23 protein-coding genes and 1 tRNA gene are annotated in these 22357 nt (G+C 28.2%); 21 read left to right on the top strand and 3 right to left on the bottom strand.

Annotated features, from left to right (window positions below; translation table 11 throughout):
* The 6 genes from murG to LXD69_RS02160 all read left to right on the top strand — a co-directional run bounded on the left by murG (position 1) and on the right by LXD69_RS02160 (position 7187).
* Positions 1 to 1098 (top strand): undecaprenyldiphospho-muramoylpentapeptide beta-N-acetylglucosaminyltransferase, encoded by a 1098-nt coding sequence (gene murG / locus LXD69_RS02185; protein ID WP_246917157.1) that lies wholly within the window; start codon positions 1 to 3, stop codon positions 1096 to 1098.
* Positions 1099 to 1145: 47 nt separating this feature from the next.
* On the top strand, positions 1146 to 2495 hold the full coding sequence (gene murC, locus LXD69_RS02180) for a UDP-N-acetylmuramate--L-alanine ligase (RefSeq protein ID WP_246917154.1): 1350 nt from the start codon (positions 1146 to 1148) through the stop codon (positions 2493 to 2495).
* Positions 2482 to 3207: a cell division protein FtsQ gene (locus tag LXD69_RS02175; RefSeq protein WP_246917151.1), complete on the top strand. Its 726-nt coding sequence runs from the start codon at positions 2482 to 2484 to the stop codon at positions 3205 to 3207. The genes murC and LXD69_RS02175 overlap by 14 nt, the downstream gene beginning before the upstream one ends.
* Before the next feature lie 7 nt (positions 3208 to 3214).
* Complete coding sequence (gene ftsA / locus LXD69_RS02170) at positions 3215 to 4573, top strand: cell division protein FtsA (RefSeq protein ID WP_045967527.1); 1359 nt, start codon at positions 3215 to 3217, stop codon at positions 4571 to 4573.
* Positions 4574 to 4584: 11 nt separating this feature from the next.
* The gene (ftsZ, locus tag LXD69_RS02165) at positions 4585 to 6537 is read left to right on the top strand and encodes a cell division protein FtsZ (RefSeq protein WP_246917148.1); all 1953 of its coding nucleotides are present in this window, start codon (positions 4585 to 4587) and stop codon (positions 6535 to 6537) included.
* A 200-nt stretch (positions 6538 to 6737) separates the two neighbouring features.
* The gene (locus tag LXD69_RS02160) at positions 6738 to 7187 is read left to right on the top strand and encodes a GatB/YqeY domain-containing protein (protein ID WP_045967529.1); all 450 of its coding nucleotides are present in this window, start codon (positions 6738 to 6740) and stop codon (positions 7185 to 7187) included.
* Positions 7188 to 7281: 94 nt separating this feature from the next.
* Here the strand turns inward: LXD69_RS02160 and LXD69_RS02155 are convergent, their stop codons facing one another.
* Complete coding sequence (locus LXD69_RS02155; protein ID WP_246917145.1) at positions 7282 to 9177, bottom strand: tetratricopeptide repeat-containing sensor histidine kinase; 1896 nt, start codon at positions 9175 to 9177, stop codon at positions 7282 to 7284.
* A 365-nt stretch (positions 9178 to 9542) separates the two neighbouring features.
* Positions 9543 to 10493, bottom strand: a complete 951-nt coding sequence (locus LXD69_RS02150) for a hypothetical protein (RefSeq protein WP_246917143.1) — start codon at positions 10491 to 10493, stop codon at positions 9543 to 9545.
* A gap of 412 nt (positions 10494 to 10905) precedes the next feature.
* On the opposite strand from LXD69_RS02150, the gene LXD69_RS02145 reads away from it, so the two are divergent.
* Both LXD69_RS02145 and LXD69_RS02140 read left to right on the top strand, forming a co-directional pair.
* Entirely contained in the window at positions 10906 to 11541 is a 636-nt protein-coding gene (locus LXD69_RS02145) for a response regulator (protein ID WP_161794118.1), read from the top strand.
* Between the two features lie 127 nt (positions 11542 to 11668).
* Positions 11669 to 11742: transfer RNA gene (locus tag LXD69_RS02140), tRNA-Arg, on the top strand.
* 66 nt (positions 11743 to 11808) lie between these two features.
* Here LXD69_RS02140 and LXD69_RS02135 read toward each other — a convergent pair.
* Positions 11809 to 12660 carry a hypothetical protein gene (locus LXD69_RS02135; protein WP_246917139.1) on the bottom strand — a complete coding sequence of 284 codons (852 nt, stop codon included), beginning with the start codon at positions 12658 to 12660 and terminating at the stop codon, positions 11809 to 11811.
* Positions 12661 to 12992: 332 nt separating this feature from the next.
* Here LXD69_RS02135 and LXD69_RS02130 point away from each other — a divergent pair, with 332 nt between their 5' ends.
* From LXD69_RS02130 to LXD69_RS02070, 13 genes are all read left to right on the top strand, one after another.
* Positions 12993 to 13175: a hypothetical protein gene (locus LXD69_RS02130; protein ID WP_246917136.1), complete on the top strand. Its 183-nt coding sequence runs from the start codon at positions 12993 to 12995 to the stop codon at positions 13173 to 13175.
* Between the two features lie 60 nt (positions 13176 to 13235).
* Complete coding sequence (locus LXD69_RS02125) at positions 13236 to 13421, top strand: hypothetical protein (RefSeq protein ID WP_246917133.1); 186 nt, start codon at positions 13236 to 13238, stop codon at positions 13419 to 13421.
* A gap of 53 nt (positions 13422 to 13474) precedes the next feature.
* The gene (locus LXD69_RS02120) at positions 13475 to 15118 is read left to right on the top strand and encodes a tetratricopeptide repeat-containing sensor histidine kinase (protein WP_246917130.1); all 1644 of its coding nucleotides are present in this window, start codon (positions 13475 to 13477) and stop codon (positions 15116 to 15118) included.
* 12 nt (positions 15119 to 15130) lie between these two features.
* Positions 15131 to 15811 carry a response regulator transcription factor gene (locus LXD69_RS02115; protein ID WP_045967535.1) on the top strand — a complete coding sequence of 227 codons (681 nt, stop codon included), beginning with the start codon at positions 15131 to 15133 and terminating at the stop codon, positions 15809 to 15811.
* Between the two features lie 161 nt (positions 15812 to 15972).
* Entirely contained in the window at positions 15973 to 16176 is a 204-nt protein-coding gene (locus LXD69_RS02110; protein WP_246917127.1) for a hypothetical protein, read from the top strand.
* 3 nt (positions 16177 to 16179) lie between these two features.
* Positions 16180 to 16422 (top strand): DUF4236 domain-containing protein, encoded by a 243-nt coding sequence (locus LXD69_RS02105; RefSeq protein ID WP_246917124.1) that lies wholly within the window; start codon positions 16180 to 16182, stop codon positions 16420 to 16422.
* Positions 16423 to 16426: 4 nt separating this feature from the next.
* Positions 16427 to 16741: an excalibur calcium-binding domain-containing protein gene (locus LXD69_RS02100; protein ID WP_246917122.1), complete on the top strand. Its 315-nt coding sequence runs from the start codon at positions 16427 to 16429 to the stop codon at positions 16739 to 16741.
* Between the two features lie 6 nt (positions 16742 to 16747).
* Positions 16748 to 17143 (top strand): hypothetical protein, encoded by a 396-nt coding sequence (locus tag LXD69_RS02095; protein ID WP_246917119.1) that lies wholly within the window; start codon positions 16748 to 16750, stop codon positions 17141 to 17143.
* A 2-nt stretch (positions 17144 to 17145) separates the two neighbouring features.
* On the top strand, positions 17146 to 18420 hold the full coding sequence (locus LXD69_RS02090) for an ABC transporter permease (protein WP_246917116.1): 1275 nt from the start codon (positions 17146 to 17148) through the stop codon (positions 18418 to 18420).
* A 5-nt stretch (positions 18421 to 18425) separates the two neighbouring features.
* The gene (locus tag LXD69_RS02085; protein WP_246917113.1) at positions 18426 to 19340 is read left to right on the top strand and encodes a hypothetical protein; all 915 of its coding nucleotides are present in this window, start codon (positions 18426 to 18428) and stop codon (positions 19338 to 19340) included.
* A gap of 5 nt (positions 19341 to 19345) precedes the next feature.
* Entirely contained in the window at positions 19346 to 20740 is a 1395-nt protein-coding gene (locus LXD69_RS02080) for a DUF4041 domain-containing protein (RefSeq protein ID WP_246917110.1), read from the top strand.
* A gap of 49 nt (positions 20741 to 20789) precedes the next feature.
* Positions 20790 to 21218, top strand: coding sequence for a hypothetical protein (locus tag LXD69_RS02075; RefSeq protein ID WP_246917107.1), 429 nt, complete (start codon positions 20790 to 20792; stop codon positions 21216 to 21218).
* A gap of 189 nt (positions 21219 to 21407) precedes the next feature.
* Positions 21408 to 22208, top strand: a complete 801-nt coding sequence (locus LXD69_RS02070; RefSeq protein ID WP_045967539.1) for an endonuclease/exonuclease/phosphatase family protein — start codon at positions 21408 to 21410, stop codon at positions 22206 to 22208.
* Positions 22209 to 22357 lie beyond the last annotated feature (149 nt).

The raw sequence follows: 22357 nt of genomic DNA, 5'->3' as shown, positions 1-22357 counted from the left end.
ATGGAAAAAAAAGTCAAATTTATAATTAGCGGTGGAGGAACAGGAGGACATATCTATCCTGCAATTGCAATTGCAAATGAGTTAAAAACTCGTTTTCCTGATGCAGAATTTTTGTTTGTAGGAGCTAAAGATAAAATGGAAATGCAAAAAGTGCCTCAAGCAGGCTATAATATAAAAGGACTTTGGATTTCAGGTATTCAAAGAAAAATAACAATGCAAAATTTAATGTTTCCGTTTAAACTAATTTCAAGTTTATGGAAATCATTTATTATTATAAAAAAATTCAAACCAAATGTAGTTATTGGTACAGGAGGTTTTGCAAGTGGAGCGGTTTTAAAAGTAGCAACTATTTTAGGAATACCTACACTTATTCAAGAACAAAATTCATATCCAGGAATTACAAATAAATTATTAGCCAAAAAGGCAAACGCTATTTGTGTGGCTTATGAAGGTTTAGATACTTTTTTTCCAAAAGATAAAATGATTGTAACAGGAAACCCTGTGCGCCAAGATTTATTAGATATTGATGATAAAAGAATTGAAGGACTTACTTATTTCGGACTTGATAGTACAAAAAGAACACTTTTAGTACTTGGAGGAAGTCTTGGAGCAAGAAGAATAAATCAGTTAATTGCAACTGAGATTGATTTCTTATTGGAACTAGGAGTTCAAATAGTATGGCAATGCGGGAAACTATATTTTGACGAATACAATCATTTTAATAAAAAAGGAAATGTACATGTATTAGCATTTATAGATAAAATGGATCTTGCTTATGCGGCTGCTGATGTTATAATATCACGTTCAGGAGCTTCATCAGTTTCAGAGCTATGTATTGTGGGAAAACCAACTGTTTTCATTCCTTCTCCAAACGTTTCTGAAGATCATCAAACAAAAAATGCTCAAGCTGTTTTAAATAAAAAAGGAGCAATAATGCTAAAAGAAATAGATTTAGATGAAAATTTTAAAAAGGTTTTTGCAGATTTAATTTCAAACGATGAAAAACAAGCTAAGTTGAGTAAAAAAATACACAAACTAGCATTGCCAAATGCAACAAAAGAAATTGTGAATGAAATTGAAAAACTCATTAAAGAATAAATAAAAAAAAACATAACTAGTTAATAAATAAGTAATTGTCAAGTAGAATGAATCTAAACCAAATCCATAACGTTTATTTTATAGGAATCGGAGGAATCGGAATGAGTGCTTTAGCGCGCTATTTTATGAATATTGGCAAGAATGTTGCAGGGTATGATAAAACAAAAACACAATTAACAGATGAACTTCAAGAATTAGGAATATCAATTCATTTTGAAGATTCAATTGATTTAATTGCACAGGAATATTTAAACAAAGAAAATACATTAATAATTATAACACCAGCAGTTCCAAAAAACCATAGTGAATGGAATTATTTCACTTCAAATGGTTTCAATGTTAAAAAAAGAGCAGAAGTATTAGGTATAATTACTAAAGATACATTCTGTTTTGCAGTTGCTGGAACACATGGAAAAACGACAACATCAAGTATTTTAGGTCATATATTATATCAAAGTGGAGTTGATGTAACAGCCTTTTTAGGAGGAATAGTTGAAAATTATAATTCAAATTTAATTGGAAGCGGAAAAACAGTAACTGTTGTAGAAGCAGATGAATTTGATCGCTCATTTTTACATCTACATCCTAATTTAGCTTGTATCACTTCAATGGACGCAGATCATCTCGATATTTATGGAGATGCATCCGCAATTGAAGCCTCATTTATAGAATTTTCTAATAAAGTGACAACGAATAACCTGTTTATTGCAAAAGGATTGCCTTTAAAAGGGAAAACTATTGGAATTAATGAAGAAGCAAATTATGAAGCTCAAAATATTAGGATAGAAAACGGATTCTATGTTTTTGATATTAATACAAATCAAGAAATAATAGAAAATGTAAAATTTAGTTTACCAGGACATCACAATTTATCAAATGCATTAATCGCATTTTCAATGGCAAAAAGTTATGGACTAGATAATAATAAAATAAAAGAAGCGTTAGCTACATTTAAAGGTGTTAGAAGACGTTTTTCATTTCAAATTAGAGAAGAAAAGATAGTTTATATTGATGATTACGCACACCATCCTACAGAGATAAATGCAGTCCATCAAGCAGTAAGAGAATTGTATCCAAATAAAAAGATAATGGCGCTATTTCAGCCGCATTTATTTTCAAGAACAAAAGATTTTATTGATGGTTTTGCAGAAAGTTTATCAAAGTTTGATGAGATTGTGTTATTAGACATATATCCTGCAAGAGAATTACCTATAGAAGGAGTAACATCAAATTGGTTATTAAGTAAGATTAATAATCCTAAAAAGAAATTAATTGAAAAGGAAGAAGTGTTAAGAACTTTTGAAAATTCAAATGCAGATGTATATATAACAATAGGTGCAGGAGACATTGGAGAAATGGTTAAAAATATAAAAAAAGTATTATATGAAAAGATTTAATTGGCAACATATACGCTTAGTATTGATTGTACTTTTGATGATATTTTTATATTCTTTTTCATCAAAACGAAATCAAAATAGAGTAATAAAAAGCGTAAATATTTCATTTGAAGACGGACAAGAAAATTTGTTCATAACTCACGAAATGGTTAATAACTTTTTAATACAAAAATGGGGAGGTGCTTTAGCAATTAAAAAAGATGGAGTAGATTTGCAGGTATTAGAAGCTGCTCTTAATGGTCATGAAATGATTGAAAAATCTGAAGTTTTTTCAACTATAGATGGTTCTCTAAATGCACATATAAAACAAAAGTCCCCAATTGTACGATATGTATCAGGTAATACCATGTGTTACCTTGATAGTAAAGGAGTTAAAATGCCTTTGTCTGAAAACTTTTCTGCAAGAGTTCCATTAGTTATAGGAACTTTTGATGATAAAGATAAGGATAGGTATGTTATGCTGTTTAATGAAATTTATAAGGACAGTTTTTTAAAAAAGGAAATAACAGGGGTTCAAATTTTACCTTCGGGTAATGTCATTTTAACAAGTAGAAATTATAACTATAAAATAGTTTTTGGAAAACCAGTTTATATTGAAAAAAAGCTAAACAATTATAAAGCCTTTTTTCATCATGCTGTGAAAGATACATTAATTAAGCATTATAAAGAAGTAAATGTAATGTTTACAGAACAAGTAGTTTGTAAGAAATAGGAGAATTATGAACAAAGATAATATTGCGGTAGGATTAGATATCGGAACTACGAAAATCGTAGTAATGATAGGAAAAAAAAATGAATACGGAAAATTAGAAATCTTAGGAGTAGGAAAATCTAAAAGTCTTGGTGTTCATAGAGGTGTTGTGAACAATATTACACAAACAATTCAATCTATACAACAAGCTATTCTAGAAGCAGAAAGTGATTCAGGATACAAAATAAATGATGTTGTTGTAGGTATTGCAGGTCAACATATACGTAGTATTCAACATAGTGATTATATAAGTCGTCCGAATGCTGATGAAGTTATAGATGATGAAGACATAGATGCCTTAATAGGACAAGTACATAAATTAGCGATGTTACCTGGTGAAGAAATTATTCATGTTTTACCACAAGAATTTAAAGTAGATGGTCAGGCAGAAATAAAAGAACCAATAGGAATGTATGGAGGCCGATTAGAATCGAGTTTCCATGTAGTTGTAGGACAAGCAGCTTCAATTCGTAATCTTGGTCGTTGTATAAAAAGTTCAGGATTAGAATTATCAGGTTTAACCTTAGAACCATTAGCTTCTGCTGATGCCGTTTTAAGTCAGGAAGAAAAAGAAGCAGGGGTTGCATTGATAGATATAGGTGGCGGAACAACAGATTTAGCCATTTTTAAAGATGGAATTATTCGTCATACAGCAGTAATTCCGTTTGGAGGAAATGTAATCACGGAAGATATAAAAGAAGGCTGTTCTATCATTGAGAAACAAGCAGAACTATTAAAAGTACGTTTTGGTTCAGCATGGCCAGGAGAAAATAAAGACAATGAAATTGTTTCAATTCCAGGATTAAGAGGAAGAGAACCAAAAGAAATATCATTGAAAAACTTGTCAAAGATTATCCACGCACGTGTAGTGGAAATTATAGAGCAAGTATATGCAGAAGTAAAATTATACGGTCATGAAGACCCTAAAAAGAAACTAATTGCAGGTATCGTTTTAACAGGAGGTGGCGCTCAGTTACAACATATTAAACAATTAGTGGAATATATTACAGGAATGGATACTAGAATAGGATATCCAAACGAACATTTAGCAGGAAATTCTAACGAAGAACTGTCTAGTCCGTTATATGCAACAGCAGTAGGATTAGTAATGAACAGTATTCGTAATAATACTAAAAGTGCGATACCTTTAGTAGAAATGAAAAAAGAAGAAGCTGTTCCAGTTCAAACACCTGTGGAAGAAGGAAAAGTAGAAGAAGAGAAAGTTATTGAAGAACCTAAGTCGGAATCTACTGAAAACAGAATCAAAAAGTCATTTTTTGATAAGTATATAGATAAGATTAAAGAGTTTTTAGATAACGCAGAATAAAAAGTACTATTATGGAAGAATTTACAAGCATTTCATTTGATTTACCAAAAAACCAATCCAACGTTATCAAAGTTATTGGAGTAGGAGGAGGTGGTAGCAATGCCATCAACCATATGTTTAAACAAGGAATTAAAGGAGTTGATTTTATAGTTTGTAACACAGATTCACAAGCTTTACAAAGCAGTGCTGTTCCAAACAAAATTCAGTTAGGGGTAAGTCTTACTGAAGGTCTTGGTGCTGGGGCAAACCCAGAAGTAGGGCAACAATCAGCATTAGAAAGTATCATTGACATTGAAAAAATGTTAGATACAAACACAAAAATGTTATTTATAACAGCAGGAATGGGAGGCGGTACAGGTACTGGTGCAGCACCTGTAATTGCACAGTTAGCAAAAGAAAGAGATATTTTAACAGTAGGAATTGTAACAATTCCATTTCAATTTGAAGGAAAAGTTCGTTCAGAGCAAGCAATGCTTGGAGTTGAAAGACTACGTAAACAAGTTGATTCATTAATTGTTATTAATAATAATAAATTAAGAGAAGTGTATGGAAATCTTGGATTCAAAGCAGGATTTTCAAAAGCAGATGAAGTATTAGCAACAGCAGCAAGAGGAATTGCAGAAGTTATTACACATCACTATACTCAAAATATCGATTTAAAAGATGCAAAAACGGTACTTTCAAATAGTGGAACAGCTATTATGGGATCGTCTATAGCTGCAGGAGAAGATAGAGCAAAACAAGCAATAATGAGTGCCTTAGATTCACCATTATTAAATGATAATAAAATTACAGGTGCAAAAAATGTACTGTTGTTAATCGTTTCAGGTACTTCAGAAATTACAATTGATGAAATTGGAGAAATAAATGACTTCATTCAAACAGAAGCTGGTTTCAATGCCAATATCATCATGGGAGTAGGTGAAGATGAAACATTAGAAGATTCAGTAGCAGTAACAATTATTGCAACAGGATTTAATATAGAACAGCAAGCCGAAATTGTTAATTCAGAACCAAAGAAAATTATTCACTCATTAGAAGAGGAACAAAAAATAGTTCATGATTTAACAAATAAAACCATTGCAAATATGGTGGTAGATGAACCTATTTTTGAATCAAAACAAGAAAACAAGTCTGAAACTAATTCTGATGTAGAGGGAAACGAAAAAGTGGTTTATAATCTTGAAGAGAAACAAGAAATTCAATTTGAAATTCAAAATGTTAAACCAACAATGGATTTAGTTCAAACAAATGAAGCAATCAAAAATATGGATGTTTCTTTTGAAATTGTAACACCAACTCCAACACCAAGTTTTGAAATTGTTACACCAAAAATAAGAGAAATTGAAGTTGTTGAGCCAGAATTTGTAGCAACTAAGGACGACTTGTCATTTTCTTTAGATTTATTTGGAACACAAAAGGTAGAACAAAGAGCAACTTTTGAAAGAACAGAAGTAACTGAGAATACAAGACAAATAGATGTAAAAGATCCTATTAATGTTGTTCCTGTTACAGAAGTAAATCAAAATGGAGTAATAAGATATTCTTTAGAAGATTATTTGCAAAAGGAAAATGAATTAATAGTATCAAAACCTATTGAAGAAGTTCAAGAGCCAGTTGATGAAGAATTAAATTTTGCAGTTAAAAAAACAGAAAAACCAGCAGCACAAAATAATGATGGTTTAGAGAATGTATCTCCTTTTGAAATGACAATAGAAGAAACATTAATTGCAAGAGCAGAAGAACGTAAACGCAAAATGAAAGAATTTAATTATAAATTCAATAATAATGCGTCTCATATAGACGAAATTGAAAAACAACCAGCTTATAAGCGTATGGGAATTGATGTTACATCAACACCAAACACAACAAGCAATCAATCTAGAATGTCGTTAGGATCAGATAGTAATGATGATTTACAATTAAGGTCTAATAACTCATTCTTACATGATAATGTAGATTAAATCTCCATAAATTAACCTAACCTAAGTCCCGTAAAGTAAAATTTTCGGGATTTTTTTTACTATTTTTGTGACAGTTTTTTAAAGGCTTTTTTAGTAATCTTTTATATTCTGCACATTAACAGAGAAAGTTAAATAAAACGGTTATGCTGTTTTTAAAAATAAAAAACAAAAATAAAGACATAATTAATTAATCAAAAAATATGAGTTTAGAAGTAAAAATCATGGACAATATGAAAGAAGCCATGAAAGCAAAAGATACAGTAGCATTAGAAGCATTAAGAGCTATCAAATCGGCAATTATATTAGCAAAAACTGAAACAGGAGCATCAGAAGGATTGTCAGAGCAAGACGAAATTAAAATGTTGCAACGTTTAGTGAAAATGAGAAAAGATAGTGCTGAAATATTCACAAAACAAAATCGTCAAGATCTTGCAGAACCAGAATTAGCACAAATTGCAGTTATTGAAAAATTCTTACCAGCACAATTATCAGAAACAGAAATTGAAGCAATTATAGCAAAAATAATAGCAGAAACAGGAGCATCTGGAATTGCATCTATGGGAAAAGTAATGGGATTAGCTTCAGCACAAATAGGTGGACAAGCAGAAGGGAAAACTATTTCTACTATCGTTAAGAAGTTATTAGTATAATACTTAAATAACATTAAATAAAAGGTATAAAATGTACTTAAAAGAATAAAAATTCTTACTGAATCATTTTATACCTTTCATTTAAAATAATAATCTAAAAAAATATTTTTAAAGAAGTTCCTTGATTGACACTGCTATCAATGTGAATATTACCTTTAATCATTTTTGTTCTAGATAGAATATTCTTTAAACCTATACCTAATTTTTGTGTTTTACTATCAGGTTCATTAATTAGATTAGCTATTGACAAATCTTTTGATCCTATTCCGTTATCTTTAATTAGTAAAACATGATTTTTTCTTTCTTTTCCTAATTTTATTTTTACTTTAGTTGCTTGCGAGTGTTTAATTATATTTGAAATCGATTCTTGAATAATACGATAGATAGAAATTGATACATCTTCTTCAATTTTATTCGAACAATCATATTCAAAATCAAAAAAGATATTGCTACTATGTTCTATTTTTTCAATCATCTCTTTTATAGCAGGAATTAATCCTTTTTTAATGAGAACACTAGGCATCATATTATGAGAAATATTCCGAATCTCCTCATAAGTTTCATCAATAATATGCAATAATTTTAGGTTTGATTTATTCTCTAAATCCAAACTGTTTGAACAAATCATTTTTATAGCACAAATATTCTGACCTAAACCATCATGCAAATCTTTTGCAATTCTAATTCGTTCCTTCTCTTGCGCATCTATAACCGATTGAAACCGTAAATTTTCAGCTTTAATTAATATTTTTTTTGTTTTAAAATGATACCAAATATATAAAGATAAAATAGTGAATATGAATAGTATTGTAAAATAGAATAAAGTAAATTTTCTTTTCAGATTACTTTTATATATTAGAATTTCTTTTTCATGATTTTCTTTTATCAGAGAATTAATTTTTTTTTCTTTTTCTATACTTTCATACAAAGAAGTATATTTTATCAAATACTTTTGCGCTTCTTTTTTCTCAATTTCATCTTTCAAGTTTAAGTATAATTTTAAGTTTTTTAAAGCCAAATCAAAGTTTCCTAATTTTTCATAAATACCTGCTTTGAAAAAAATATATTCACTTTGCTCTTTTAAATTATTTTCAAATGGATATTCACTAGTTAAGTCTAAATGTTTAATAGCATTTTCTTTATCATTCAATAGAGTATATAATTCGGCTCCAATTTTATTAATACGCCAAGCTTTATAATTGTGAAAAGGTGAAGTATCTTTTGATACAGCATGATAGGCTTTTTTAAAATATAAAGTAGCAGAATCATATTTTTTAAGATGAATGTAAACATTTGACTGTTCTTCTAAAAAATAAGAATATGAATTTAAGAAGCCAGCAGAACTAATTTCAATCCCTTTTTTTGAGTATGTTAAAACATTTTTATAATCTTTTATGGCTTTATAATAATCTATTAATGCAGACAAAGCATCTATAGATTGTGTACTATCTTTCGTTTGTAAACTTTTCGAATAACAAGTATTCGCAATTTTTAACGCTGTATCATATTTTTTAAGATTAAGATACATTTTGTAGACAAGTAAATCTAAGTTGAATTGTAAATTTGAATTAGAGGTTTTATTAAAATATTTTTTTGAAAGCTCATAATATTTAGTAGCAGAAGGAATATCATATTCAATAATACCAATGTAACATAATTGCTTATAAAGTTTCCCGTTTATTTCATTATCATTAGAGTGTTTAATCTCAGGTATAGTAGTTAATAGTATTTTTTTTGCCTCATCATTATAACTATGATGTAAGTACGATAGACTTAACTTGTATAATATATTTAATTTTGTATTAGTATCAAATGAAATTAATTTTTTTTGAATTTCTGCACTAATACTATTCGCTTTTTCGATTTCTCTTTCTTGTACTAATACATTTATGGTGTCAATTTTTTTATAAAGAATATTTTTATCTACAGTATTTTGAGATATACTCATAAGAAAAGAAAGAATACACAACAAAAAAATAAAATTTTTCATACGATTTAGAGTTGGATAAAATAAAATCTAATAGTGGTAATTGTGCAGTTATTCTCCTTCTCATATTTTACTTTTACTAGGGAATTATATTTTTGGAGATATAATTTTACCCTACTTTTGAAAGTATGAAACACTATAAATATATAGTTTTTTTAACACAACATGATAAATAATTAAAAAAATATAATTGCATCAAAAAAGAATAACATACGACTAAAAATAGATATGAGTTTGTACTACTTTCATAAACTTGTTTATGACGATAAAAAATAAGTAAGACAATTTGATTAAATAGATTGTATAAAAAAAAGGCTGTCAAATAAATATTTATTTGACAACCTTTTTAAAGTGTATGTAATTTTTTATTATGGATATAAAGTTAAAGTTCCATTAGCAATAATATTACTACCTAGTCCAGAAAAACTAACTGTGAAATTACTACTATTAAAACTTAAAGAACCTGTTGGAGTACAAAGACCTAATGCGTATCTAATTTTACCATAAGAACCAGTATTATTTAAGATCTTACTTTCGCTTCTTGCTTTTCCTAATGATATATTCCCCCAATCTGAGCGATCAGTATTAGTAACTCTTGAGCTTGAATAGTATATTGTTATTTTTGCTCCCATTTCACCTCTTTTTGATCCCCAAAGCCAGTTTGCAGTCCATGTAAGACTTCTCCATTTAGAAGATACTTTTGAGTGAAAATCACCTTGTGAACTTTCTTCAATTTGTGGTTGTTCCATAATAACCAAACCACCTATTACATTGTCCCAAACAATCCCATCAGTTCTATAAAAACACAAAGATTTAACTTTTTTGTTTTTAATATTCCAAGTAATTTCAAGAATTTGGTCATTAATTTTTAACTCATTAGTAGCAACCTCATTTAGATTATCTTGAATTTCTAGTAATTCATTCCCAGAGTATAAATCTTTTAATGGACCTGCAACTATTGAGGATGGTTCAGCAACATCACCATTAGCCACTACACTTTCTTTACTAGATATTATTTCTTTTGATAAATTTAATGCATCTGCCGTGTTAATTGTTCCCAAAACGGTAACTTCTAAAATCTCCATACTTTTGTCTGTGTAATGTAATAGATTAGCTTTACTACTATTAATTTGATCACTAACAATTTTAGGAAGTTCTTGAGTAGTTGGAGGTAATAAGGCTGCCTTTAAATTTTCAATAGATTGACTAGTCTGATCTTGTGCTGGAACAATTCCATCATTCTCCTTTTCACAACTTGCAAACGTCAGTACGATTAAAGCCAATACTAAATTGAGCTTGTTTAAAAATAGTTTTTTCATGTTTTTAATTGTTTAATTATTTATTTGTAGTTGTAAAGTTCAAATTTTATAATAACAAAAAAAATAGCGTTAAACCATGATTTTATCTCATGGTATTCCATGATGTAATTCCATACTTGATAAAATAAGAATCATAAAAACAGAAAAATAGGACAGAAAATGTTATTTTTAAAAAATACCATTTTAAACTAACAATACACTTATTCAAAAAAATATTCTTTTAATGAATAAACGGAGCTAATTTCTTTTAAAATTGCAATAATGTTATAAAATAAAATAATATATATTCATTACATTTGAGATATCATTTAACATAAAATGGATAAAACCTTCCCTTTTAAATACTGCTATTTTTTATTTAATTTATTATTTTAGAATGCGTTAATAACTAAAATTTATGTATATAAAAAAGTTGAAAACACTATTAGTAGATGATCATATGTTATTTTTAGAAGGTCTAGAATCAATTTTAGAATCTTATGGAGAACTAGATTTATTGCCTCCAGTAACTAGAGGAAAAGAAGCTTTAGAAATTATTTTAAATACTACAGTCGATTTTTTAATTACAGATTTAAATTTACCAGACGTTAGCGGTGTAGATTTAATACTTAAAATCAAAAAAGAAAAACCACAAATTCCAATACTTGTATTAAGCATGGATTGTGATAGAAAAGAAGTGAAAAGTATTTTAAATGCAGGATCAGAAGGTTTTATCTTAAAAATTGCGGGTAAACAAGAATTGTGTAGAGCCATACACAAAATAATTAATGGAGGCACTTATTACAGTAGTGAGATTACTGCTATTATGATGGAAATTATAAATAATAAATCGGGAAGTAGCCTTCAAACTAATTGTTTAACTGTAAGAGAAATGGAAATATTAGATTTAATTTGTAAAGAATATTCGAATAAAGAAATTTCTGAAAAATTATTTATAAGTATAAGTACCATAGAAACACATCGAAGTAGTATGTTTTGTAAAACAGGATCAAAAAATGTAGTAGGTTTGGTACGATATGCCGTCGAAAATGAATTGGTTACATGGTGATCTTTACACAAAAATTGTTAACTACAATAACACAATTAAATATTGTTTGTGATTTCTACCTTAATAAAATAAAAAATATACTACAATTAACTTATAGAAATTAATATTTTTGCAATACAAATAAAAAGGCTTCGTAGTTCAACTGGATAGAATGACGGATTTCGGCTCCGTTGGTTGCAGGTTCGAATCCTGCCGAAGTCACACTTTTAAAAAAGCAACAAGATAAACACGTAGATTGGTTTATTTTGTTGCTTTTATATTTAAATATTATTCACAAGGAGTGCCCTCAATATAGTTGCTAAAAATATGATCACTCACTTCCTTTAATGTTTTATTCGTTTCAGGATGATAATGTAAAGCATTAAAAAATTCCATGTCTCCACTAGCAGATTTTCCATACCACAAACAAGCATTTCCATTTTTATCTTTGTAAGAAGTTGTGTCACACGGCATAACCTTTTTGAAATTTTCTATAAAAGAGTCATCCTTTTTAGGCGAAATATATCGGTTTCCATCTTCATTAGGAGTATCACAGTCAATTACCTCATAGTGATCGTCAATCCATTCCATACATGCTTTTCCTGTCATAGAATAATTTATTCCAAAAAAAACTAAAGCCAAAACTAAAACACTGCTTGCTATTACTACTTTGTTTTTATTCCGAGTTAACCAATCTTTTATTGGAGATTCTTCAGGAGAAGGGCGTTTGGGATTGCCTGTCTCTTTTATTCGAGGTTTATATTTTTTTGTATTTTTTGCTTCCCTATATTTAGTAAATGGTCTAGGAGTAAAATCGACTAATAAGGCTGCCATATCAGCGCTTCCATTTACGTCCTCAGATAAAATGGTTTCTCCTTTAAAAAAGGTTTCAATAGGTCTAAATTTATCTGTATTATCTGTGATTTTATTTAAATTGTTTATACTGAACTCAAAACACATAAAAAAATTAAAAATTTTCAAATCATTAATATTTGAATCTTCTCTAAATTTTTCTACACATAACTTTCTAAGTTTTGCTCTTGTAGGCTTTAATAAGTAGGTAGAATACCCCTTTTCTTTTTCAATATCATATTTAGATTTTATTTCATCTAAATAACTTTTAAAGTAATCTTCATCCATATTCTAATCGGAATTTTAAGGAATTCTTTTTCATTTTAAGGAAATAGAGGAATTCTCGGAATTCCGTATAAACACTGCCAAAAAATTGACAAATCTTTGCATCAGAATTAGTTCTTGTTCTATTTCGCGATTAGAACAAATGTACAAAACTACTTCTAAAAAAGTGATGCTAAACAGATTATGATTTTTATCTGGGAAGTATAAATAAGACTTTTCTGTTCTAGCTCACTCACTTCCCAAAAGCAAAATGTTAACGGCAATAGCTGTAATAATCAAAATTCGAGAAAATCTCGAACAGCTATTCCTATGTCAAATTTTTAATTTTTAAAATCATGAATAGATTATATATTTTAATAGCAGTTATTTTATTTTCAGTAAGCTTTACATCATGTACAGCAGAAGATATTTCGGAAACAACCAATCAGTATGCTGATGATGGTTCAGGAGGTGGAGATGATACGGGTGGGCAAACAGGAACATTACCACCGCCTCCACCAGCGCCAACAATTCCATAAGGGTATGGTAAAAGGCTGTTAAATTTTTAATATATTCGTTCAAATTTTAATAATAAAAAAATGAGAGTTGTATATTTATTTATAGCAGTTATTTTATTTTCAGTAAGCTTTACATCATGTACAGCAGAAGATATTTCGGAAACAACCAATCAGTATGCTGATGATGGTTCAGGAGGTGGAGATGATACGGGTGGGCAAAATGGACAGATAAATCCACCACCACCACCAGCTCCAGTAATTCCATAATCAAATGTAATTTATTTGATTTATTTTCATAAATTCGGGAAATGCAATTCATTATGAAACATTTCCCGTTTTTATTTTTATTTCTTTTATTCATTTCATGTGATAATTTCAAGAATAATTTATTGAACAATAAGGATGAATATGAAACTCTAAAAAAGAAAGGCTACGATAAATTCATGGCTGAAGATTATGACAGTTCCTATTTTTATTTTGATCAAGCTAGAATAATATGTAATTCAAATAATCCAAATGATAGAATATATCCAATGTTATTCTTAGCTGATATACAGAAAATAAAATCAGATTTTAATGGTGTGGAAGAAACAGTAACAGAAGCACTAAAAATCAGTGAAAATTCAAAATTTAATTCAAACCTCTATAATCTATTAGGAATTTCATATGAAGAAAAATTAGACTATGATAAAGCTATAAAAAATTATAGGTTATCGTTGAAAAATACTAGTAGTGAAAAATACAAAATAATAATAAATAATAATATAGGTGTAATTTATTTAAAAAAAGGAAATTATCCTAAAACTATACAAATTCTTGAGCCATTACTAAAATTAGACACTTTAAAACATGATAGAGTTGAATATGCACGAATAATTGATAATTTAGGTTTTGCTTATTTTAATAATGGAGACAAAAATAAAGCCTATCATTATATTTCAGAGTCATTAAGGATTAGAGATAGTTTAGGAGATGAATATAAAAAATTAGCTCCATTAATGCATTTAGCACGTTTTTTTAAAGATTCTATTACTTCAGAATCGAATAGATTTGCTTTAAATGCTTATAATATTGCTACTAAAGTGAATAGTCCAGATGATAGATTAGAAGCATTGGATATTTTGATAAGAAATTCTTTTGAAATAGGGCAATTTAAAAAGTATTATCACAAATTTAGTTCTTTAAAAGACAGTATAGAATTTGTTAGGCAAACTGCTAAGAACCAATTTGCAAATATTAAATATAATTCGGATAAAGCTATAAAAGAAAAAGAAAAAGAAAGAGTACAAAAGGAAAGATTAGGCATTAGTTTAATCCTCTTTATGATAATCTCAACTTTAATCTTTTTCCTAATTCGTTCCAAAAATAAAAGAGAAAAGCTGAAAATCGCCTATACAACCGAAACCCGAATTTCCAAAAGACTACACGATGAGTTAGCTAATGATGTTTTTAATACCATGACCTTTATTGAAACGCAAGATTTGCAAAACAAAGACAATAAAGAAAGTATATTACAAGATCTAGATGTTATTTATGATAAAGCACGAAATATTTCCAAGCAAACCAGTGGTGTAAAAACAGGAAAAGATTTTGGTAATTTATTAAATGAAATGCTAATGAGTTACAAATCGGACGAAGTAAATATCATTAAAAAAGGAAGTAATGAAATTAATTGGGAATTAATAAGTGCCGAAAAACAAATTGAAATTCACCGTGTTTTGCAAGAATTGTTAGTCAATATGAAAAAATATAGCAAAGCAGAGGTAGTTGTAATAGGATTTAAAGAACAAGAAAAAAGCATACAAATCAGCTATTCAGATAATGGAGTAGGATTTGAAAAAGAAAAAATTACTAAAAACGGACTTCAGAATGTGGAAAACCGTATTCATAGCATAAAAGGAACTATTATTTTTGAATCAGAAATAAACAAAGGAGTGAAAATTAATATTGAATTTCCCAAATAATAATAAATTATGATGTTTTCAAAAGTAATAATTGCCGAAGATATTGATGGATTAAATTTTGCAGTTGTGCAAGCTCTTAAAGAATTAGATATTCTGGAAGAACAAATTGACTATGCTAAATATTGCGACGATGCTTTATTAAAAATGAGAAAAGCATTACAAGACAATGAACCGTATGATTTACTAATTACAGATCTTTCATTTAAAGAAGATCACAGAAAAAATGAACTTAAACTTCATTCAGGAGAAGATTTAATACAAACCGTTAGAATAGTACAACCTAATATAAAAATTATAGCTTTTTCAATAGAAGATAAACCATATAGAATAAAAAACCTTTTCGATAGCTATGAAATTAATGCTTTTGTGATGAAAGGAAGAAATAGCATTCCAGAGTTGAAAAAAGCAATTCAAACCGTTTTTAATTCAAAAGAAAAATATATTTCTCCAAATATTGCTCATGTATTTCAAGACAAAACAGATAATGAAATAGACGACTATGATTTAGAGTTAATAAAACAGCTTTCCAATGGCGTTTCACAAGAAGAAATGGAATTCAAATTCAAAGAACTAGGCATAACACCTAATAGTAAAAGTACTATTGAAAAACGCATTAGCAAGTTAAAAATTTACTTTAAAGCCAATAACACAGTACATTTAATAGCAATGGCAAAAGATTTAGGATTAGTGTAATAAAAAGAACACTAATTTTATCATTATAAACCTGTCAGATTGTAAAATCTGATAGGTTTTTTTATGCTTTATAAAAATAATTTCTGGTTTTACGGTTTTCCGTAAGGAATTGATTGGTAATGGTTTTAAGTTTGGATATTATTAATTTAAAAATAAAAATTATGAAGTACTATGTAAACAAAAACAGACAATTAAATGGAGATCATGAAGTACATACTAAAGACTGTAGATATCTACCAAGTGAAGAGAATAGAAAGTATTTAGGAGATTTTGACAATTGTAAAGATGCAGTTAGAGAAGCTAAGAAAACATATTTACAGTCAAATGGTTGTAAAACGTGTTCAAATAGTTGTCATACTAGCTAAATTATGGGCTTTCGTTTTCAGAAAAGAATAAAGCTAACTAAGAATGTAGGTTTAAATGTTAGTAAATCAGGAATTATTCCTAGTATAAAAACTAAGAGAGGTTCAGTAAGCACAAAAGGATATTCAGTTAGGACAGGAATTTCGGGAGTTAATTATAGAAAGAGTTTTGGCAAAGCGGAAAATAGTGGTTGTTTACTTTTTTTAGCTTTATCAATTCTGATAATGACAATTTTAATTAAATTTTAATATTATGAAACAGAGTAAAAAATATTATGACCAAGAGAATAAAGTTATAAATACTCATTTTAATTCGACAGTAAAAAACAACAACTTTAATTCTAGTTATTTCTTATTGATTGCAATTTGTATCATGCTTTTTTCATTTACTTCATGTTCTGAAAGTTCTGACTCCGATGAAGTAATTGTTTCAAATTGTCCAACAAAGAATTGCTCAGATTTTTCAACACAATCTCAAGCGCAATCTACATTTAATAGTAACAGAAATTGTTATAAGAATTTGGATGCAGATGGTGATGGAATAGCTTGTGAAAACTTACCTAATTAATAAATTATGATAACTATAGAATTAAAGAGTCATTTTATTAGATTATATCAGATGGCATTGTCAGATGGTGATTTTGATATATTAGAACTCCAGATGTTATATCAATTTGCTGAAGAGAGAGGGATTCCAAAAGAGGAACTTGATAAATTATTCTTAAGTCCAACTAATCATGATGCACAAATTCCAAAAAACATAACTACAAGAATTGAATATTTATATGATTTAACTTGTATGATTTGGGCTGATGGAAAAGTTACAGAAGATGAATTAAATACTTTAAAAAAGTATTGTAAAAAGTTTGAATTCTTAGAAGAGAATATTGATGAAATAGCAGAATATTTTATTAATGCAGTTAAAGAAGGAGTGAAAAAAGATGAAATTATTAATCAACTAAACATGTAATTATGAAATCATTTAACCAACTTTTTAGTCTTAAAAAAGCAGAATCAATTGATAATAATTCTGTCTTTGAAAATAATGAAAACAGTGAAGACAAAGAAAGAATTAGAATAACCTATTATCAAAGTGGTTTTGCAGCTTCTGTAAAAGCAACTGGAAGACCAATAGTTTTTAAAGCTTGTTTAGAAAATCTTTACCATAGTTTTGAAGATCAGTGTAGAAAACAAAATGACGAACAGGAAAGGCTAAAACAACCTTATAGAGAAGAACAAGAAAAAGCTAAAATAGAATTAAAAAAATATGAAACAGGATTACTTATACATGAAAAAAAAGAAGAAGAAATAAATAAATCTATTGAAGAGTTAAAATTTGAAATTGTTGAAGTAAGAAAGAATCCAGAAAAGTATTTAGATGGGATAAAAGGGCTAACTGCTCAATTTTATATAGGTCTTGTCTTATTGCTACCAATCACTTTATATCTTTTAGTTTTTTATGTTTCAGCTTCTTATTCTTCTTTTTTTAAAGAGTTTACAGACGATAGTTTAACTGCTGCAATTTTTGATAAAGATGCATTTAATAATGCCTTTAATGATAGTTGGTTAGAAGGAATACTGGTTGTTACTATACCTTTTGTTTTTATGGGACTAGGTTATATAATACACATGATTCAGAAAGGGAAGGGGATAAAAAACACTATTCGATTGGTGTCTCTTTTTACACTTACTTTTTTATTTGATGGTTTATTAGCTTATATAATTGAAAAGAAAATATATGATTTTAATAAGACACCAGATTCACCACTTTATAATTTACAAATTGCACTTGGGGAAGCAGAGTTTTGGATGATCATATTTGCAGGTTTTGTAGTTTACGTAATTTGGGGATTAGTATTTGATTTTGTAATGAAAGAATTTGAAAAATTAGATGCAATAAAAGTTTTTATAAGATCTAAAAAAGAGGAGATTAAAAATCTTGAAAATCAGTTAACAAAAGTCATTGAGAAAATTAATGAACTAAAAAATAAGGTTATTGATGAGGCTGGAAAAATAAGTATTCTTCATTCAAAAATTGCAGGTTTTATTTTTCCGGTAAAGGAATATTTAAATTATCATAACCAATATAAAGAAGGATGGTTTCAAGCAATAGGAACTGAAATTGCTTTAGCTATAAATGAAAAAGAGCTCCTTTTGCATAACTGTGAAGCAACTGCAAATAAACATTTAGAGGAATTAAACTTGATTAATCCTGATTTTCAACATTTAGTTTATTCAAAAAATTAATTCTTATGAAAAGTATATTAAAACCAATTTTTATCATCATTACATTTTTATTTATAGCTTCTTGCAAAACTGATGATAAAAGTGAAAACACTATATCAATAGAAGGAAATGCTAAATTGACAAATGAAACAGAGAATAAAAATTACAATATTAGCATCTTAATAGATTTATCAGATAGAATAGATACTATTAAACATTCCAATCCAACAATGGAATATTATAACAGAGATTTAGGGTATATAAAATCAGTTTCTGAAGCATTTTCAAGTCATGTTAGAAATAAAAGAGTAAACATAATGAATGATAATATTCAAGTTTTCTTTAATCCTAATCCGTTGAATGCTGAAATAAATGAAATCTCAAAAAAATTAAAAATTCGGGTAAATAAAAATAATGTTTCTAAGGAATTTATAAATACTATTAATTCAATTTATGTATCAGAAACTTCAAAAATTTATTCATTAGCATTAAACGATAGTAAATACATTGGTTCTGATATTTGGAATTTTTTTCAGAATAATATTAATGATTACTGCATTGAAGGCAGTCATAGAAATATTCTTGTAATTCTTACAGATGGTTATATTTATTACAAGGATAGTAATTTCAAAGAAGATAATCAATCTACTTATTTAACGCCTGAATTAATTCGTACATATAGTTTAAACAATAAAAATTGGAAAGAAAGTATGGAAGCTAAAAAAATAGGATATCTAAAAGCTAATGATGATTTAAGTAATCTTGAAATTTTAGTTTTAGGAATCAATCCAAGTATTAAAAATCCTTATGAAGGAAAAGTAATTAAAGAGTTTTGGAGTAATTGGTTCAAAGAAATGAAAGTAAAACGATTTGAAATTAAAGAAACGGCTTTACCAAGTAATATGGATAAAGTGATTAAAGATTTTATTGAAAAGGTATAGAATATATGGGATTATTTGATTTTTTTAAAAAAAGAGAACTTTTAATAATAGAAGAATTAAAAGCTAAACTAGATAGATATAAGTCAATAATAGATATTGAAGAAGAAACTATTAATAAAAAGGAAGAATTAAAAAGTATTATAAATGAAAAAGAAAATGAATTAAATATAATCATAGACTCTAAGTCAAAAATAATTAGTGATTTAGATATTAAAGTTGAAACTTTAAATTCAGATTATAAAGAAGCGTTAGAAACATATAAAAAGTTAAGAAAAGAAGTAAATCTTTATGAATCAAAGTTAGACTTAATTGAGTTTGGTATTTATGAACCAGTTTATGACTTTGATAAGTCTGAGCAATATAGAATTGAGCAGCAAGGAATTATAGAAAAACAAAAAGAATTAGTAAGATTAGAAAAAGCTGCCAAATGCACAATAAATTGGACTATTGATGGTAGTGTTACTAAAGGTAAAGCAAATACTAAGAAGTTTATAAAACTTGTTTTGAGAGCTTTTAATGGAGAATGTAGCTCATTTATTGCAAAAGTCAAATGGAATAATGTCAATCAAATGAAAGAACGTATCATTAAGTCATATGAAGCAATTAATAAGTTAGGTGAAAATTCGGCTGTTTTTATAGAAAAAGAGTATCTAGATTTAAAAATTAAAGAATTAATACTTGAATATGAGTTTCAGGCTAAACGACAACAAGAAAAAGAAGAACTAAGAGCTATACAGGAAGAGCTAAGAGAAGAAGAGAAAGCAAGAAGAGAATTTGAACAGGCACAGAAAGAAGCAGAGAAAGACGAAATTAATTATAAAAAGGCGTTAGATAAAGCTAGGAAAGAGATAGGTTCTGCAATTGGAGATAAACATGATAAATTACTTGAACATATTGAGAAGTTAGAGAAAGAGCTTTTAGAAGCTCAAGAGAAAAAAGAGCGTGCACTTTCAATGGCTCAACAAACAAAGAGAGGACATGTATATATTATTTCAAATATTGGCTCCTTTGGTGAGAATGTATATAAAATTGGAATGACAAGAAGATTAGAGCCTCTAGACAGAGTTAAGGAATTGGGTGATGCATCAGTACCTTTTAAATTTGATGTTCATGCAATGATTTATTCTGATGAAGCTCCAACACTAGAAAATGAGCTTCATAAAACATTTGCAGACAGAAAAGTCAATATGCTCAATTATAGAAAAGAGTTTTTTAATGTATCACTTAATGAAATTGAACAAAAAATTAGTCAATTAGGATTTGATGCTGAGTTTATAAAGCTTCCTGAAGCTATGGAATATAGAGAGACGCTTTCTATAATACAAAAAATAAAAAATCAAGAACCAATTCAAACTGTTGAGGAACAGATTTTAAATGAGTTTCCTATTAGTTTGAAATAAGATAAATAGATATGAAATACTACAGAATAATAATTTGACATTATTAACTATGACAAAAAAACTACTCCTATTATTCCTTTTTCTTTTCCTTTCCTGCAAAGAAACCAATCAGGCACCACCAGAAAAAGAAGAAACAAGACAATTACAATCGTTTTATCAAGAAGCACCTACTATTACACCAGACGATATAGAGGAAATTGATAACGAAGAAAGGCGAACGTATCATATAGATAATCAATATAAATACAAATATCGAACAGGTAAACAAGATTATTATGAATATAATTATGATATCATAAGTAAAGATAGTTTAGGTAACGAAGTCAGAGGAAATGTAAATGTACGCGGGAAATATGGAGCAGGAAAAATAACAAATACAAACGGAGTAGAAAAAGATATCTACGTACAATGGATACGATATGGAGTATTAAAAGGAACTGATGAGGATAAAAAAGAATATGAATTTGTAGTAGAATAACTTTTCCTATCATTTAGTAAAAGAGTTTACCTGTTTTATTTATGAATTCAATCTTCTACTTTTGACAAGTATTATTTGGTATAAACAACAAAAATAGAGGTGAGATAATTTTAAAAAGCGTGAAAAATTAACCAATTTTTACTCCATTTTAAAATTAAATTGTATTTTCCGAAAAATCTAAAAACCATAATGAAGCCCCAATTTATTTTCTTAGCCCTACTATTTTGTCTGTGTACTTTTAGTCAAATTAAAATCTGCTCTTGGAACATAGAAAATTTAGGCACATCCAAATCAGCAGAAGACATAATTTATATGGCAAACACTTTAAAAGGATTTGATGTTGTAGCAGTGCAAGAAGTAGTAGTAAGCGAAAGTGGAGCAAAAACAGTCGCTTTATTAGTAGACGAACTAAATCGAAAAGGAGCACAATGGGATTATGTAATAAGCAATCCAACATCGGGTAGTGCTTATAAAGCCGAACGTTATGCATTCTTATGGAAACCAAGCAAAGTAAAAAAAATAGGAGAAGCTTTTCTGGAACCAACCTATGTAGAAGAAATAGAAAGAGAACCCTATTTGGCAACTTTTAAATTTGGTGAAAAAGAAATAACACTAGTTAATTTTCATGCTAAAACCAAAAAGCTACAACCCGAAACCGAAATAAAATATTTTAAGTTTCTACCAGCCTTGTATCCTAACAAAAATTTGGTGTTTATAGGTGATTTCAATTGTCCACAATCGCACACCGTTTTCTTTCCGTTGCGAAAAATGGGTTACCAACCTGTTTTTGTAAATCAAAAAACCTCACTTCGTCAAAAATGCATTAACGAAGAAGATTGTTTGGCTTCAGAATTTGATAATATATTTTATAATACTAAAACAGTTGAGGTTAAAGAATTTGGAATCATTCCCTTTTATAAAGATTTTAACGATTTACGTGAAGCTAGAAATATCTCAGATCATATTCCTATTTGGTTTGTGTGTTATTAAGAATTGAACAACGGTTTCTTTGTTATTCACTTTTATGGATTAACCTTTCTTTTAATTCCTCGATTTCCTCTTCTAATCTCTTATTCACTTTTTTAATAAGTTCCAAGTGTTCTAAAACAAATTCTGGAATATTAAAGTAATGAATAGTA

Origin of the sequence: Flavobacterium sediminilitoris (assembly GCF_023008245.1) — a bacterium.
GTDB classification, from domain to species: domain Bacteria; phylum Bacteroidota; class Bacteroidia; order Flavobacteriales; family Flavobacteriaceae; genus Flavobacterium; species Flavobacterium sediminilitoris.
This window is presented reverse-complemented; position numbering and strand designations above follow the sequence as displayed.